Raw genomic sequence first — 15,071 nt, forward strand, 5'->3', positions numbered from 1 at the left:
GTTTGCGCGCGGCGGCTTTCGGGCTACCTGAAAACCGATATGTGGCATAATCCGCGTTTTGCTTCCGAGCGGATTTTTTCAGGTAGCCTCAAACCTAAGTTATGGATTATCTCAACCACATCGCCACCCTCTATCAAATCAACTCCCCCTGCGGCCTGCCCGAAGCCGACATCGCCGCCGCCGAACAACGCTTAGGCATCCGCTTCCCCGCCGTGTTGCGCGAATATTTGCTTGCCTTGGGCGGCAGCGAAGCGGTTAATCAATCGTTTAACCGATTGCTACCGTTAGACAAAATGGATTTCGATGGCGATTATCTGGTGCTGGCGGAAGAAAACCAAGGCGTGTTCCTGTGCGGTATTGCCAAAGCCGACTTGGCGCAAGACGACCCACCTGTCCACATCGCCTTCGATATTGCCGATGCCAACCAATGGCAGCCGCACCTGCCCGACACCCGCGCCCTGCTGCTGCAACTGGCCTGCACCAACGCCGTCATGGGCGGCCTGCGCTACTGCGCCAACATCATGGACGAAGAATCGGTAAGCAGCCAAGCCGTGCAGTTTGTCCGGCAAAACCGCACCGAAATCGTCGAGCTGCGCCAAGAAAACCAACGCTTCTACACCGACGGCTTCCACGAAATCATCCTGCTCTGTTTTGCCGAAGGCGGCAATGTCGGCGGTGTGTTTATCGGCACCGCCGAGCAAAACCGCTTCGACACGCTGCTCGAACTGTTCGGCTGGGATAATTGGCTCTACACTTCTTATGAAGATGAAGACGACGAAGAATAAACCACCGATATTTTCAACTCCACAGAAACTGCATTTTAACTAACACAGAAACTCTGCCTTGGCTTCGCCAAGACATCGTTTTTCAGGTAGCCTTTACTGAAACACAGCCTGATATTTTTAGAAAGCACACCCATGAACATCATCCAAATCCTCTCTCAAGAACTCTCCGCCACCGCCGCCCAAATCACCGCCGCCGTCGAGCTTTTGGACGACGGCGCGACCGTGCCGTTTATCGCCCGCTACCGCAAGGAAGCCACGGGCGGGCTGAACGACACGCAGTTGCGCCAGCTTGCCGAGCGGCTGCAATACCTGCGCGAGCTGGAAGAGCGCAAAGCCGTTGTTTTAAAAAGCATTGAAGAGCAAGGCAAGCTTTCAGACGACCTCAAGGCGCAAATCGAAGCCGCCGACAACAAAACCGCGCTGGAAGACCTGTATCTGCCCTACAAACCCAAACGCCGCACCAAAGCGCAAATCGCGCGCGAACACGGTTTGCAGCCGCTGGCGGACGTGTTGCTTGCCGAGCAGCCGCAGGACGTGGAAGCCGCCGCGCAAGGCTACCTGAACGAAAACATCCCCGACACCAAAGCCGCGCTGGACGGCGCGCGCTCGATTCTGATGGAACAGTTTGCCGAAGACGCGGAACTCATCGGCACGCTGCGCGACAAGCTGTGGAACGAAGCCGAAATCCACGCGCAAGTCGTTGAAGGAAAAGAAACCGAAGGCGAAAAATTCAGCGATTATTTTGACCACCGCGAACCCGTCCGCGCCATACCCAGCCACCGCGCACTGGCGGTTTTGCGCGGCAGGAACGAAGGCGTGTTGAACATCGCACTCAAATACCAGCCCGACGACACGCCGATTACGCAGCAAAGCGAATACGAGCAAATCATCGCCCGCCGCTTCAAGGTTTCAGACGGCCACAAATGGCTGCGCGACACCGTGCGCCTGACTTGGCGCGCGAAAATCTTTTTGTCGCTGGAACTTGAAGCCTTAGGCCGTCTGAAAGAAGCCGCCGACACCGACGCAATTACCGTATTCGCCCGCAATCTCAAAGACTTGCTGCTCGCCGCGCCCGCCGGACGGCTGACGACTTTGGGTCTCGACCCCGGCTACCGCAACGGCGTGAAATGCGCTGTGGTGGACGACACGGGCAAGCTGCTGGATACGGTCATCGTCTATTTGCACCAAGAAAACAATATGCTTGCCATGCTGTCGCGCCTGATTAAGCAGCACGGCGTGAAGCTCATCGCCATCGGCAACGGCACCGCCAGCCGCGAAACCGACAAAATCGCGGGTGAACTGGTGAAGGGGCTGCCTGAAATGGGGCTGCACAAAATCGTCGTTTCCGAAGCCGGCGCGTCGATTTATTCCGCGTCCGAACTGGCGGCGCGCGAGTTCCCCGACTTGGACGTTTCCCTGCGCGGCGCGGTGTCCATCGCCCGCAGGCTGCAAGACCCGCTTGCCGAGTTGGTCAAAATCGACCCCAAATCCATCGGCGTGGGGCAGTATCAGCACGACGTAAACCAAAGCCAGCTCGCCAAATCGCTGGACGCGGTGGTCGAAGACTGCGTGAACGCTGTCGGCGTCGATGTGAACACCGCCTCCGCCCCGCTTTTGGCGCGGATTTCCGGTTTGAATCAAACCCTTGCCCAAAACATCGTCGCTTACCGCGATGAAAACGGCGCGTTCGACAGCCGCAAAAAACTGCTGAAAGTACCGCGCTTGGGAGAAAAAACCTTCGAGCAGGCGGCGGGCTTCTTGCGGATTAACGGCGGCAAAGAGCCGCTGGACGCAAGCGCGGTACACCCCGAAGCCTACCCCGTCGTCGCCAAAATGCTGGCGCAACAAGGCATTACCGCCGCCGAACTTATCGGCAACCGCGAGCGCGTGAAGCAAATCAAAGCATCCGACTTCACCGACGAACGCTTCGGCCTGCCCACTATTTTGGACATCCTGTCCGAGCTGGAAAAACCCGGCCGCGACCCGCGCGGCGAGTTTCAGACGGCATCGTTTGCCGAAGGCATTAACGAAATCAGCGACTTGCAAGTCGGCATGATACTCGAAGGCGTGGTCTCCAACGTCGCCAACTTCGGTGCATTCGTGGACATCGGCGTACACCAAGACGGCTTGGTGCATATTTCCGCGCTGGCAAACAAGTTCGTCCAAGACCCGCGCGAAGTCGTGAAAGCCGGCGACGTGGTGAAAGTGAAAGTGCTGGAAGTCGATGCCGCCAGAAAACGCATCGCGCTGACCATGCGCTTGGATGACGAAGCGGGCGCGGAAAAACGCGGAAGGCCGTCTGAAACCGAAAAACGTGGCGCGAACAGCCGTTCAGGCAGCCTGAAAAACGGCAAACCACCGCGCGAAAAGCAGCCTGCAAACTCGGCAATGGCGGATGCACTGGCGAAGTTGAAGCGGTAAAACCGTATTCCCCCCAAGCAAAAGGCTACCTGAAAACCGAAACATGGTTTTCAGGTAGCCTTTTCTCTTTCCAAACAAACACACTAGAAAGGCAAGCTCACCCCTTCAAGCGCTGCCCGATTCTGTTCCACAGGCCGCGTAGCAGGTCGATGTCTTCGCGGCTGGGCGAGGCGCGGTCGAACAAGCTGTGCAGGCGGCGCATCATGCGTTCTTGGTTGCGGCGGTGGGCGAAGCCGGTTTGCTCGATGATTTGCTCCAAGTGTTCCACCATACCGCGGATTTGGCTTTGCGTGGCGGGGGTGTGCTCGTGCGCCAGCCGGCTCACGCCCATACCGGTTTGGCTGAAAATTTCGTAGCACACCACCTGCACGGCCTGCGCCAGGTTGAGCGAAAAATAGGCGGGATTGCCGCTGATGGTGAGCAGGCGGTTGCAGCGCTGCACTTCGTCGATATTCAGGCCGAAGGTTTCGTTGCCGAACACGAGGGCTACCTGAAAACCCTGCCGCGCGGCCTGCAACAGCTCGGGCACCAGCTCGCGCGGCGTGTGCAGCGGGGCGGAGAGCTCGCGGCGGCGGCTGGTGAGTGCGCAGCTGAGCACGGTGTCGGCCAGCGCTTCGTCCAACGTAGCCACAATCTGCGCCTGCTCCAGCACGTCGCGCGCGCCGGAAGCGAGGATGAAGCTTTCTTCCGGCAGCCGGAATGCGGCGGCGCGCCCGGCATCGAAGGCGGGCGGCTCGGGCGTCATCGGCGTGGCCATCAGGTTCGGCGCCACCAGGGTGAGGCGGCTCAGCCCCATGGTTTTCATGGCGCGGGCGGCGGCGCCGATGTTGCCGGGGTGGCTGGTGCGCGCGAGCACCACGCGGATGTGGCGCAGGTAGTCGGGAACGGTGGGGGTGTCGGTCATATCAATCGGTTTCGTTTATCGGATGTTCGCGCAACGGCAAGGACAGGCGGTGCCGGTGTTTCGGCTCGACGCCGCGAAACAGCGCGGCCAGGGCGGCATGGTCGGCGGCCATGTCGGCACTGGGGGCAAACAGCGGCAAGAAGAGCACTTCGCGCCGGGCGTAGTCAATCGCCACCGGCAATATCGGCACGCCCGCACCGCGCGCAATCCGCCAATAACCGCTTTTCCATTTGGGCGCGGCGTGGCGCGTGCCTTCGGGCGAAATGCCGAGAAACAGGCGCTCGCTGCGGCGGAAGCTTGCCACCGCCTCGTCCACCACGCCGCCGGCGTGCGCCCTATCCAGCGGCATCACGCCCGCCCAGCGCAAAAACGCCGCCAGGCCGGGCACGGCAAACAGGCTTTGCTTGCCGAAAATGCTGATTTTCAAATCCAAGGCCAAGAGGGCGGGCAGCACATACAGCCCGTCGAAATTAGAAGTGTGCGGCACGGCAATGACCACGCATTTGGCCACATCCGGCACGCTGCCAGCCACGCGCCAGCCCAAAAGCCGCAGCAAAACGGCCGCCACGCGGCGGCTCAGCCTGCCGCCCCGTCGCGGCACTTGCGGCGGCAGTTCGCTCGTTGTCATTGCTTCGCCCGTTCAGCCAGAATCCGCGCCACGGTGTCCACAATCACCTGCGTTTGCGGGTCGATTTCCACGTTTACGCGCTCGCCGGCCCGGCGGCTGCCAAACAGCGTGCGGCTCAGGGTTTCGGGAATCAGGTGCACGTTGAACTCGCTGTCGGTTACCGTGCCGACGGTGAGGCTGCAACCGTCCAATCCGATGAATCCTTTGGGGAATACATAGCCTTTCAGGTTTTCAGGTAGCCTGAACCACACGGTGCGGTTCAGGCCGCTCTCTTCGATGCGGCTGATTTCGGCGGTGTTGCTGATATGCCCGCTCATGCTGTGGCCGCCGATTTCGTCGCCGAAGCGGGCGGCACGCTCGATGTTTACCTTGTCGCCCGGCCGCAACGCGCCGAGGTTGGTTTTGGCCAGCGTTTCGCCCATCAGGTCGAAATCGGCCGCGCCGTTGGCGTGCACGCGGGTAACGGTGAGGCAGCAGCCGTTGTGCGCCACCGATGCGCCCACGCGCAAATCGGCATCCGCACCTTCGGGCAGGCGCACGGTGTGGCTGCGGAAATCGGGCGCGCGCTGCTCCACGGCCAGCACTTCGCCCAAGCCTTGTACAATTCCTGTAAACATGGTTTCTCCTTGATTATATTGTGATGACTGCTTGATTAGGGCTACCTGAAAATTGCCAAGCCTGTTTTTCAGGTAGCCTGTTGTTTCCGTTTCATCCTCTCCTGAAGCATTGCTTGCTGCTGCCGTACAAGCGCCAGAATCTGCTCCGCAGAGGGTACATCTTGCTTCCGCCAACGGACGATTTTAATTCCCGCACCGGCCAAGGCCATCTCTTTGCGGCGGTCGGCATCTTGCCGATCTGCCCGATCGTGCGTGGAATCATCCAATTCAATCACCAGCAACGGGTAAGTGTTTTTATGACAAATTAGATAATCGTAGCTCATGCGGTTAATCCGGTTAAGCCACGCCTGATGGTTCTCTCCCCGCTTTACCTTTAATACCCGCGAAGCCTGTACTTGCGCCAGCACAATATAGTCTGGCAAGGCCTGCTCCAGCTTCCAATACACTTCTTGTTCGTTGCGGCTCATAGCATAGCTGGGATAAAACGGCCAAGGCTCATTCACGTCTTCCGATGCTCTCTGCTGTGCCTTAGAGGCTCTTTTCCTACCACCGCCTTTTTTCGAACCGGAAACCATAGCAAAAACAATCACAGCCACCACCACAACCAGTATCAGCATCATTTTCTTATCCTCCCGTTTTTACCCATCCGAACAACAACAGCCCCATCAATAGGCTACCTGGAGCCCTAAACCGCACATTCTTGTAAACAACAATCTGAGGCTACCTGAAAAATGCCGCCATCTTATTTTCAGGTAGCCCGATAAAGATTCAAACAGGCTACCTGAAAACCCAACCAGCCCCTCCTCAGCGCACTTCCTGCCGCCGAATCAACCAAGCGGCGGCGAGGGCAAACACCGCGCCGGGCAGCGCGGCGGCGCCCAAGGGCGGCAGGCCGGAGAGTTGCGCCACATAGCCGGAGAGTAGGCCGGCAAAGTGGAAGGCGAGGCCGAGGCAGATGCCGAGGAACAGGCGCACGCCGATGTTGCCGTGGCGCGCACTCTGCGGCGTGAAGGCCAGCGCCACCAACGCCATCACCGTGCACACCAGCGGGTAGAGCAGTTTGCGCCACCAGGCGGTGGCATAGGTGGCAGTTTGCTGGCCGTTGCTTTGCAGGTGGTCGATATACACCTTCAGGCTGCGCGCCGACATTTGGTCGGTGTCCACCAGCAGCACGCCGAGCAAATCCAGCCCCACTTCGCTTTGCCACTGCGTTTCGGGCAGGCGCTCGGTGTGCGTGCGCTCGGCCAGCAGGCTGGTGCGCGCCACCTGCTTGAGCGTCCACGTGCCGTTGCCGTTCACGCGCCCTTCCTCGGCCTGCCAGGCGGCGGCAAGGGCGGCGTGCTCGTTGTAGCGGTAGATGCGGATGCCGCGCAGGCGGCCATCGGGCAGCATTTCGCGCACATTGATGTTGTCGCGCCCCTGCCGGAACCACAGGCCGCTGCCACCAAGGCTCACGGTTTGCTGCACCGCGTGCAGGCGCAGCCGCTCGGCGCGCTGCTCCATATACGGCGCCACCCATTCGCCCAGCGCCACGCCGATGAAGCCGGCCAGCAGCCCCACCGCCGCCACGGTGGCGATGATGCGCTTGAGCGAAGCGCCGCTGGTGCGGATCACCGTCCACTCGCTGGCCGAAGCCAGCTGGCTCAGCGCAGCCAGGCAGCCCACCAACACCGCCAGCGGCAGCAGGGTATACATATGCCCGAACAGGCGCATGCCCACATACAGCAGCAGGGTGAGCACGGTGTAGCTGCCGTCGCCCACGTCGTCCACGGCGTTAATCACTTCGAAAAAGGAAAACAGCGCCACCAAGGCCAACAGCGCATACAGCGTGGCCGTGCCCAGGCGGCGGATCAGATAGCGGGTGAGCAGTTTCATGCCGGTTTGCCTCCCAGAGCCAGGCGCAGCGCCTGCCAAAACGGCCTGGCCGGCTGGCTGCGCACGCGCAGCAGCAACACAGCCAGCATCAGCATTAAAAGATGCGGCACAATCAAGCCCGGCCACAGCGGAATCTTGCCGCTGCTGATGCCGTCGCGCACCAGCGTGAGCCCGTTTTGATAAAGCAGAAACATGCCGATGGCAATCAGCAGGCTGTAGCTGCGGCCGCTGCGGTTGTCCATATAGGAGAGCGGCAGCGCCAAAAGCGCCAAAATCAGCACGCTCACCGGCATGGTGATGCGCCACATCAGCTCGCCGCGCAATTCCGGATTGGGGTTGCCCCACAGCTTGGCGGTGGGCACGGTGCGGCGGTGGATGTCGCGCTGCACCAGCTTGGGTGCGGTGCCCACAATCAGGTGCAGCCGCTCGAAGGAGACTTCGTCGTAATCGGCCATGCCGGGCGTGCCGCTGTAGCGCCGGCCGTTGAAGAGCTCCAGCGTGCGCTGGTTGTCGGCTTCGGCGAAACGGCCGCGCTCGGCGGTAATCAGCGTGTCGCGCCCCTGCGCGTTTTGCTCGCGGATAAACAGATTGGCCGCATCGCCGCTGCCCGCGTCAAATTTCTCCACAAAATACACGCGCGGCGTGCTGCCGCCGAATTCTTGAAACACGCCCGGACGCACCATGGATGTGTCCTGCCGCCGCTTGAGCACTTCGGCAAACTCGCGGCTGCGCGAATCCGCCCACGGCATCACCAGCATCGACACCAGCGCTGTGAGCAGGGCAAAAGGCACGGCAAAGGCCATCAGCGGCTTAATCCAGCCGTAGAGCGAGAGGCCGGAAGAGAGCCACACCGCCATTTCGCTGTCGCGCCAATAGCGGGAGAGCACCGTGAGCGCGCTGATGTAGGCGGTGAGGATGAGCACGATGGGCATCAACGCCACCGTCCAAAACGCCACCAGCGTGGCCACCGCATCGGCCGCCACCTTGCCGCCGGCCGTGCCGCCCAAGAGCTTCACCGCCTGCACCGCCACCAGCGTGGCCAAGAGCAGCACAAATACGCCCATGGCGGTTTGCGACACTTCTTTAATGAATTTTCTCTGATAAACCATATTGTTCCATAGCAAGGCTGGCGGATGCGGCCGGATGGGCGGCGGGCGCCGCGTTGTGTTGTGGGAAAGTGGCAGATGTTGATGAATCATACCTGTCTTGCACACCCCTAGGGGATGGGTTCAGGTATCCTACCTTTTTTCAGGTAGCCTCTACATACCGCCTTTTCAAAACAGAATTATTTACCATAAACATTCTGGGCTTGCCGCCCTCTCTGCTGGCACAGCCGAACGGAGCGCGGTTTTTCGGGGAACAAGGGCTTGCATGTTCGAAGCGGCGTAGCCGCAAGTTGCGAGCCCGCCCGAAAAACCGTGCGGAGTGAGGGGAGTTTGGCGAAGCCAAACCTGTGCCCGCAGTCGCCTTTCTTTTGCTTCCTTTTCTTTGGCGAAGCAAAGAAAAGGAAGTGCCCGCGCCGGCACGAGGCGCAAAGGTGAACGAAGCCCAACCGAGAAAGGCTACCTGAAAATATTTGTTGCAGAAATTCCGAATACCATACAAGGCATGGCTGCACAACATCCACCCGAACAAAGGCTAATTCTTCAGGTAGCCTTTCGCCACGCAAGCCAAGCCCTTGCCCCGTTAAACAAATCGCGCGGATTGTACGGCAGAACGTCCTTTTTTGCCACGCCGCGCCAAGGCTGCCGCAGCCGGGCGGATATTTTTCAGGTAGCCTCTTCCCGCCCCGCCTGCGCCAGCAAACGGTGCTGCACCCGCATAAACTCGTCCAACACCGCCTGCTGGATGGCCAGCCGGCGCGGCAGCGGCGCGGCGAAGCGCACGGCCAGCTTATACAACTTGTCGTCAAACGGCACGCAGCCGATATGCGGCTCGGCCGCCGGCGTGATAAACAGCCGCTGCGCCTGCACCTGCTCCAGATAGGCCGCAATCGCCGCCGTTTCTGGCGCGCACAGCCGCTCCAGCACCGCGCGCAGCGGCGGCAGCACCGCAGCCGGGTCGAGCGCAATCGGCACCGGCACTTCAAACGTGTGCACCACATAGCTGCCGAACACATTGTCGCGGCGCAAGGGCTGCGCCAGCACCAGGCTGTTGGGAAACGACACCGCCTGCCCCGACATATGCTCCACCAGCGCGTTGGGCCCGATTTCCATCACCAGCGTGTTAAACATATTGATGTCCACCACCCGCCCGCGGATACCGCCGATTTCGATGAAATCGCCCACCGAATATTGCTTGGTGAGCATGCGCATCAGGCTGCCGGAAAGGCACATGATGAGCTCCTTGGTGGCCAGCACCGTGGCCGCCGCCAGCGCCATCATGGAAAGCGCGAAGGTTTGAATCTGCGCAAACCACACGGCAAACAAGCCCAAGGCGCACACAATCAGCCCCATATTACGGCTCACCACCAGCGCGCGGCGCATTTCGTCGATTTCCAAACGCGGATGGCGTCGGAAATACAGTCGCAGCAGCACCAGCCGCGCCAGCAGCACGCCGGGCACCAAAAGCAGCGTGCCCAGCCATTGATAAGCCGTCGGGCTGCCGTGCAGCCAGTTTTGCAATGTGTTCCACATAATCGGTTTCCTTGATGGAGGCTACCTGAAAGCGAAAGCTTCAACGAAGTTAAAACCTGTTTGGCTTTGCCAAAAACTGCTTCACTCATTTTTCAGGTAGCCTGAAGCCTGATTGGATACTTCTTTTCTGATGCCGCGCATTATAGCCAATCGCCGCCCCGCATTCCGCATTGCCACAGCCGCCCTGTGCCCAGCCCCCTGTTTCTGTTATGATAGCGGCCTTTTTAGCCGCACTTTCCCGCCCATCCGGCAACCGTATTTTTCGCGGCGCGGCAGCCCGGCCTTGGCTACACCAAGGCAACATTGTTTTTCAGGTAGCCCTATCTGACAGGCTACCTGAAACCCTTAACCCTAATTTGAATGACACACCGCCACACCATGCTCAACCGCCTCTTTTCCTGGTTTGAATCCCGCATCGACCCCTATCCCGCCGGCGCGCCGCAAACCCCGCGCTCCGGCCTTTTCGGCTTCATCTGGAGCAACCTCGAAGGCGTACGCGGCTGGCTCGCGCTTTTGGCGCTGCTCACCGCCGGTATCGGCATTGCCGAAGCGCTGCTGTTTCAGTTTATGGGCAAAATCGTAGATTGGCTCGGCCGCTACACGCCGGCCACCCTGTTTGCCGAAAAAGGCGGCGCGCTCATCGGCATGGGCGTGCTGATGGTGGTGTTTGTCGTCTGGACGTTTTTCACTTCTTCCGTGCGCCTGCAAGTGTTGCAGGGCGTGTTTCCCATGCGCCTGCGCTGGAATTTCCACCGCCTGATGCTCGGCCAAAGCCTCAGCTTTTATCAAGACGAATTCGCCGGCCGCGTATCCGCCAAAGTGATGCAAACCGCGCTGGCCGTGCGCGACACAGTGATGACCATTGCCGATATGGTGGTGTATGTTTTGGTGTATTTCATCACTTCCGGCGTGATTCTGGTGGCGCTGGATAGCTGGCTGCTGCTGCCCTTCATCGGCTGGCTGATTGCCTTCAGCCTGGTGATGCGCTTCCTGATTCCCAAGCTTGGCCAAACCGCCGCCCGCCAGGCCGACGCCCGCTCGCTGATGACCGGCCGCGTTACCGACGCCTACGCCAACATCGCCACGGTCAAACTCTTCTCCCACGGCGCGCGCGAAGCCGACTACGCCCGCCGCTCGATGGAAGAATTTATGGTTACCGTGCACGCGCAAATGCGGCTCGCCACCCTGCTCTACAGCGCCAGCGCCGCCGTCAACACCGCGCTCACCCTCTCCACCGCCGTGCTCGGCATCTGGCTGTGGCACCAAGGCCAGGTGGGCGTGGGCGCCGTGGCCACCGCCACCGCCATGGCGCTGCGCGTGAACGGCCTTTCGCAATACATCATGTGGGAATCCGCCCGCCTGTTTGAAAACATCGGCACCGTGGCCGACGGCATGGGCACGCTCTCCAAGCCGCAAACCATCCTCGACAAGCCCGAAGCCAAGCCGCTTGTGGTGGGCAAAGGCGAAATCTGCTTCGACCACATCGATTTTTCCTACGAGCCGGGCAAACCCCTGCTCAACGGCTTCAGCCTGCACATCCGCCCCGGCGAAAAAGTGGGCCTCATCGGCCGCAGCGGCGCCGGCAAATCCACCATCGTGAACCTGCTGTTGCGCTTCTACGAGCCGCAAAGCGGCAAAATCTGCATCGACGGCCAAAACATCGAAGACGTTACCCAAGAAAGCCTGCGCGCCCAAATCGGCCTGGTTACGCAAGACACCAGCCTGCTGCACCGCTCCGTGCGCGACAACATCATCTACGGCCGCCCCGACGCCACCGAAGCCGACATGCTGCAAGCCGCCGAATACGCCGAAGCCGCCGGCTTCATCCCCGCCCTTTCCGACGCCAAAGGCCGCAAAGGCTACGACGCCCACGTGGGCGAACGCGGCGTGAAGCTTTCCGGCGGCCAGCGACAGCGCATCGCCATCGCCCGCGTGATGCTGAAAGACGCGCCGATTCTGCTTTTGGACGAAGCCACCAGCGCGCTCGATTCCGAAGTGGAAGCCGCCATTCAGGAAAGCCTGGATAAAATGATGGACGGCAAAACCGTGATCGCCATCGCCCACCGCCTCTCCACCATCGCCGCCATGGACCGCCTCATCGTGCTCGACCAAGGCCGCATCGTGGAAGAAGGCAGCCACGTCGAACTCCTGGCCAAAGGCGGCCTCTACGCCAGCCTGTGGGCACACCAAAGCGGCGGCTTCCTCAGCGTGAAGGCGTATCCGCAGGGCGAAAAGTGAGCATGAACGCGTTTTAGCCAACTAAACTAAAAAGGCTACCTGAAAATTTTCAGGTAGCCTTTTATCCTAAATAAGGGACACAAATGAAAAATGTACTTGAATACAATCGCATCCTATCTAAATATAGAGGAGATTTTGACAATTATTGGTATGATTATTTAGTATTTAATGCTATTGAAATCATAGACAAATTTAACGATTCCGAATGGGAATTCCTACTCAACGATCTAAAAAATAAAAAAGATGAATTATGGTATGTAGCATTTATTGATACCTTATCTGAAATTGAAAATTTCCATAATGCGTTGGCAAGCTGTATTTTAATTTTTGATAAAAGCTCATACGAAGTCCAAGTCTCTATCATAGATACTATGAATTCCATTCTAGGCACAAAAAAGGTAACGAGAGATATTATGAAAAAAATTAAATATATAGTTGTGGATTTTGCACCAAAATCATCGATAGACAGTATTGTATTCCATTCTTTATTATCTAAATTAGACCACTCAAAGTAATAACTATTCGGAATACTCAAACGCCAAAAGGCTACCTGAAAGCATCAACTTCAACGAAGTTAAAACGCAGCGCAGCAAAGTTTCTGCGCTGCTAAACTTTTCAGGTAGCCTTTTTCTCGCCCTGCCCGCACTACACGGCCACGAGGGCTTTGATGTGCGGGTGCGGGTCGTAGTTTTGCAGCTCGAAATCTTCAAAGCGGAAGTCGAAGAGATTTTGCACTTCGGGGTTGAGCTGCATTTGCGGCAGGGCTCGCGGCTCGCGGGTGAGCTGGAGGCGCGCCTGCTCGAAGTGGTTGCTGTAGAGGTGGGCGTCGCCGAAGGTATGGATAAATTCGCCGGGCTTCAAGCCGCACACTTGCGCCATCATCATGGTGAGCAAGGCGTAGCTGGCGATGTTGAAGGGCACGCCGAGGAAAACGTCGGCGCTGCGCTGGTAGAGCTGGCAGGAGAGGCGGCCTTCGGCCACGTAAAACTGAAACAGGGCGTGGCAGGGGGGCAGTGCCATTTCGTCCACCAGGGCGGGGTTCCAGGCGGATACGATGAGGCGGCGGCTGTCGGGGTTGCGCTGAATCTGTTCGACAACCTTGGCGATTTGGTCGATGTGGCGGCCGTCGGGGGAGGGCCAGGAGCGCCATTGGTAGCCGTACACGGGGCCGAGGTCGCCGTTTTCGTCGGCCCATTCGTCCCAGATGGATACGTTGTTTTCTTTGAGGTAGCGGATGTTGGTGTCGCCTTTGAGGAACCAGAGGAGCTCGTGGATGATGGAGCGCAGGTGGAGCTTTTTAGTGGTGAGCAGGGGGAAACCTTGGGCGAGGTCGAAGCGCATTTGGTGGCCGAACACGGAGCGGGTGCCGGTGCCGGTGCGGTCGGATTTGTCGGTGCCGTGGTCGAGGATGTGTTGGAGGAGGCTGAGGTATGGGCGCATGGGTGTGGGCGTGCTTGGAATGAAAACGGCGTATTGTACACGTTTGGGCGGGAGGCTACCTGAAAACGCAGTGCAGCGAAGTTTCTGCGAAGCGAAAACGATGGGCAGAAATGAACTGTGCGGATAGCAAAGGCTACCTGAAAAACGGTTGGCAATATTTTTCAGGTAGCCTTTCTTACGCCTGCGTTTGCCGCCTACCACTCAAACGGCAGCCCGAGCTCTTCGGCCAGGCAGCGCATTTCGTCGAGCGTTTTGGGCAGGATGGGGATGCCGCCGGTTTTGCGTTCGCGGCAGCATTCGGCTTCTTTTTCGCCGTGAATGTAAATCCGCTCCTGGCCGGCGGCTTTTTCCGATTCGCGCAGCTCTTGCAGGTAGGCGCTGAAGTGGCGGCGGATGGCTTGGGCGTTGCCGAAGATTTCGGGGTTGAAGGCGGAGAAATAATGGCAGATGCCGGCGCTGCCGTTTTTCATGGTGTGGTTGGAGGTGGTGCCCTGCGAGAGGCTGGCGGCGAAGAATTCCACCAGCACGGCATAGCCGTAGCCTTTGTGGCTGCCAAACAGCTCGCTGCTGCCGCCCAGGGGATACATGCCGCCGCCCAGCCTTTGGCGCACACATTCCACAATAATCTGCGGGTCGGTTTCGTCCACGCCCTGGCTGTTGATGGCCCAGCCCAGCGGGGCGGTGAGCCCTTTTTTGAGGTACACCTCGGGCTTGCCGAAGGCCACCACGGAAGTGGCGGCATCCAGGCTGAAATCGAGCGGATCGGCCGGGATGGCCACGGCGATGGGGTTGGTGCCCATCATCGGGCTGCGCCCATAGGTGGGCACCACGATGGGGAAGGAGTTGGTCATGGAAATGCCCACCAGGCCTTGGCTGGCGGCCATGCTGCTGTAATAGGCGGCGATGCCGTAGTGGTTGGAATTGCGCACCGACACCATGCCGATGCCGCTCTGTTTGGCTTTGTCAATGGCAATCTGCATGGCATAGCGCGACACCAGCTGCCCCATTGCCGCGTGGCCGTCCACCACCGCCGACACGGGCGTTTCAAACACAGTTTCCGGCTTGGCGCCGATGCGCACGAAGCCGCCGGCGATGTTTTTGCGATACATATCTAGCCGCTGCGAGCCGTGCGTGTCCACGCCGCACAAATCGGCGGCCATCAGCACGTCGGTGATTTGCTCCGCCTCCTCCGGCGCAAAGCCGTAGGCCTTAAACGCGGCCTCGGTGAAACCGCGCAGGGCGGCGGCATCAATTTTCTTTATCGTTTGCATTGCTTTCCTCCTTGCTTTTACGCGAACAAAAACCGTTTGCCTCCGATGCGCTCTGCCTGCCCGCCGCTGCGTTTTTATACTGGAAACCGCACACGGCCGCAGGCTGCTTATGCTTGTTATACGGCGATTTTCGCGCCAAACTGAAGCCGATGCAAGCGCCATATTCGAGCCGCAAAACTCTTCGCCGCAGCACAATATTCCATGCCTGGCCGTTTCGGTTTTCAGGTAGCCTGATTAGGCGGCGGCAGGCCGTTTG

Annotated in this window: 13 protein-coding genes; 4 read left to right on the forward strand and 9 right to left on the reverse strand. The window is 59.3% G+C overall.

Annotated features, from left to right (window positions below):
* The first annotated feature begins 101 nt into the window (after positions 1 to 101).
* Together LG371_RS01335 and LG371_RS01340 are read left to right on the forward strand one after the other, a co-directional pair.
* Positions 102 to 785, forward strand: a complete 684-nt coding sequence (locus tag LG371_RS01335; protein ID WP_225747524.1) for an SMI1/KNR4 family protein — start codon at positions 102 to 104, stop codon at positions 783 to 785.
* Between the two features lie 132 nt (positions 786 to 917).
* Positions 918 to 3,206 carry a Tex family protein gene (locus tag LG371_RS01340; RefSeq protein ID WP_225747525.1) on the forward strand — a complete coding sequence of 763 codons (2,289 nt, stop codon included), beginning with the start codon at positions 918 to 920 and terminating at the stop codon, positions 3,204 to 3,206.
* Between the two features lie 97 nt (positions 3,207 to 3,303).
* On the opposite strand, the gene LG371_RS01345 is transcribed toward LG371_RS01340, so the two are convergent.
* From LG371_RS01345 to LG371_RS01375, 7 genes are all read right to left on the reverse strand, one after another.
* The gene (locus tag LG371_RS01345; RefSeq protein ID WP_067591101.1) at positions 3,304 to 4,110 is read right to left on the reverse strand and encodes an RNA methyltransferase; all 807 of its coding nucleotides are present in this window, start codon (positions 4,108 to 4,110) and stop codon (positions 3,304 to 3,306) included.
* Position 4,111: 1 nt separating this feature from the next.
* Positions 4,112 to 4,738, reverse strand: a complete 627-nt coding sequence (locus LG371_RS01350; RefSeq protein WP_067591099.1) for a 1-acyl-sn-glycerol-3-phosphate acyltransferase — start codon at positions 4,736 to 4,738, stop codon at positions 4,112 to 4,114.
* Complete coding sequence (locus tag LG371_RS01355; RefSeq protein ID WP_067591096.1) at positions 4,735 to 5,355, reverse strand: riboflavin synthase; 621 nt, start codon at positions 5,353 to 5,355, stop codon at positions 4,735 to 4,737. The genes LG371_RS01350 and LG371_RS01355 overlap by 4 nt, the downstream gene beginning before the upstream one ends.
* 68 nt (positions 5,356 to 5,423) lie before the next feature.
* Positions 5,424 to 5,975, reverse strand: a complete 552-nt coding sequence (locus LG371_RS01360) for a DUF2726 domain-containing protein (protein ID WP_067591094.1) — start codon at positions 5,973 to 5,975, stop codon at positions 5,424 to 5,426.
* 184 nt (positions 5,976 to 6,159) lie between these two features.
* On the reverse strand, positions 6,160 to 7,230 hold the full coding sequence (gene lptG, locus LG371_RS01365; RefSeq protein WP_225747526.1) for an LPS export ABC transporter permease LptG: 1,071 nt from the start codon (positions 7,228 to 7,230) through the stop codon (positions 6,160 to 6,162).
* Complete coding sequence (gene lptF / locus LG371_RS01370; RefSeq protein WP_225747527.1) at positions 7,227 to 8,339, reverse strand: LPS export ABC transporter permease LptF; 1,113 nt, start codon at positions 8,337 to 8,339, stop codon at positions 7,227 to 7,229. Before lptF ends, lptG begins: the two co-directional genes overlap by 4 nt.
* A gap of 660 nt (positions 8,340 to 8,999) precedes the next feature.
* Complete coding sequence (locus tag LG371_RS01375; protein WP_225747528.1) at positions 9,000 to 9,866, reverse strand: mechanosensitive ion channel family protein; 867 nt, start codon at positions 9,864 to 9,866, stop codon at positions 9,000 to 9,002.
* Between the two features lie 378 nt (positions 9,867 to 10,244).
* Between LG371_RS01375 and LG371_RS01380 the strand changes: the two genes are divergently transcribed.
* Together LG371_RS01380 and LG371_RS01385 are read left to right on the forward strand one after the other, a co-directional pair.
* A complete protein-coding gene (locus LG371_RS01380) occupies positions 10,245 to 12,104 on the forward strand; it encodes an ABC transporter ATP-binding protein (RefSeq protein WP_225747735.1) in 1,860 nt (619 codons plus the stop codon).
* An 83-nt stretch (positions 12,105 to 12,187) separates the two neighbouring features.
* Entirely contained in the window at positions 12,188 to 12,619 is a 432-nt protein-coding gene (locus LG371_RS01385) for a hypothetical protein (protein ID WP_067591080.1), read from the forward strand.
* A 130-nt stretch (positions 12,620 to 12,749) separates the two neighbouring features.
* Here LG371_RS01385 and LG371_RS01390 read toward each other — a convergent pair whose 3' ends face one another.
* On the reverse strand, positions 12,750 to 13,544 hold the full coding sequence (locus LG371_RS01390; protein WP_225747736.1) for a thymidylate synthase: 795 nt from the start codon (positions 13,542 to 13,544) through the stop codon (positions 12,750 to 12,752).
* Between the two features lie 194 nt (positions 13,545 to 13,738).
* Positions 13,739 to 14,815 (reverse strand): Ldh family oxidoreductase, encoded by a 1,077-nt coding sequence (locus LG371_RS01395; protein ID WP_225747529.1) that lies wholly within the window; start codon positions 14,813 to 14,815, stop codon positions 13,739 to 13,741.
* Positions 14,816 to 15,071 lie beyond the last annotated feature (256 nt).

Origin of the sequence: Eikenella sp. Marseille-P7795, from assembly GCF_916618725.1 — a bacterium.
Taxonomy (GTDB): Bacteria; Pseudomonadota; Gammaproteobacteria; order Burkholderiales; family Neisseriaceae; genus Eikenella; species Eikenella longinqua.

Coding starts and splice junctions, on each gene's coding strand:
- LG371_RS01335 (WP_225747524.1), top strand. CDS start 102: ATGGATTATCTCAACCACATCGCCACCCTCTATCAAATCAACTCCCCC.
- LG371_RS01340 (WP_225747525.1), top strand. CDS start 918: ATGAACATCATCCAAATCCTCTCTCAAGAACTCTCCGCCACCGCCGCC.
- LG371_RS01345 (WP_067591101.1), bottom strand. CDS start 4,110: ATGACCGACACCCCCACCGTTCCCGACTACCTGCGCCACATCCGCGTG.
- LG371_RS01350 (WP_067591099.1), bottom strand. CDS start 4,738: ATGACAACGAGCGAACTGCCGCCGCAAGTGCCGCGACGGGGCGGCAGG.
- LG371_RS01355 (WP_067591096.1), bottom strand. CDS start 5,355: ATGTTTACAGGAATTGTACAAGGCTTGGGCGAAGTGCTGGCCGTGGAG.
- LG371_RS01360 (WP_067591094.1), bottom strand. CDS start 5,975: ATGATGCTGATACTGGTTGTGGTGGTGGCTGTGATTGTTTTTGCTATG.
- lptG (WP_225747526.1), bottom strand. CDS start 7,230: ATGAAACTGCTCACCCGCTATCTGATCCGCCGCCTGGGCACGGCCACG.
- lptF (WP_225747527.1), bottom strand. CDS start 8,339: ATGGTTTATCAGAGAAAATTCATTAAAGAAGTGTCGCAAACCGCCATG.
- LG371_RS01375 (WP_225747528.1), bottom strand. CDS start 9,866: ATGTGGAACACATTGCAAAACTGGCTGCACGGCAGCCCGACGGCTTAT.
- LG371_RS01380 (WP_225747735.1), top strand. CDS start 10,245: ATGCTCAACCGCCTCTTTTCCTGGTTTGAATCCCGCATCGACCCCTAT.
- LG371_RS01385 (WP_067591080.1), top strand. CDS start 12,188: ATGAAAAATGTACTTGAATACAATCGCATCCTATCTAAATATAGAGGA.
- LG371_RS01390 (WP_225747736.1), bottom strand. CDS start 13,544: ATGCGCCCATACCTCAGCCTCCTCCAACACATCCTCGACCACGGCACC.
- LG371_RS01395 (WP_225747529.1), bottom strand. CDS start 14,815: ATGCAAACGATAAAGAAAATTGATGCCGCCGCCCTGCGCGGTTTCACC.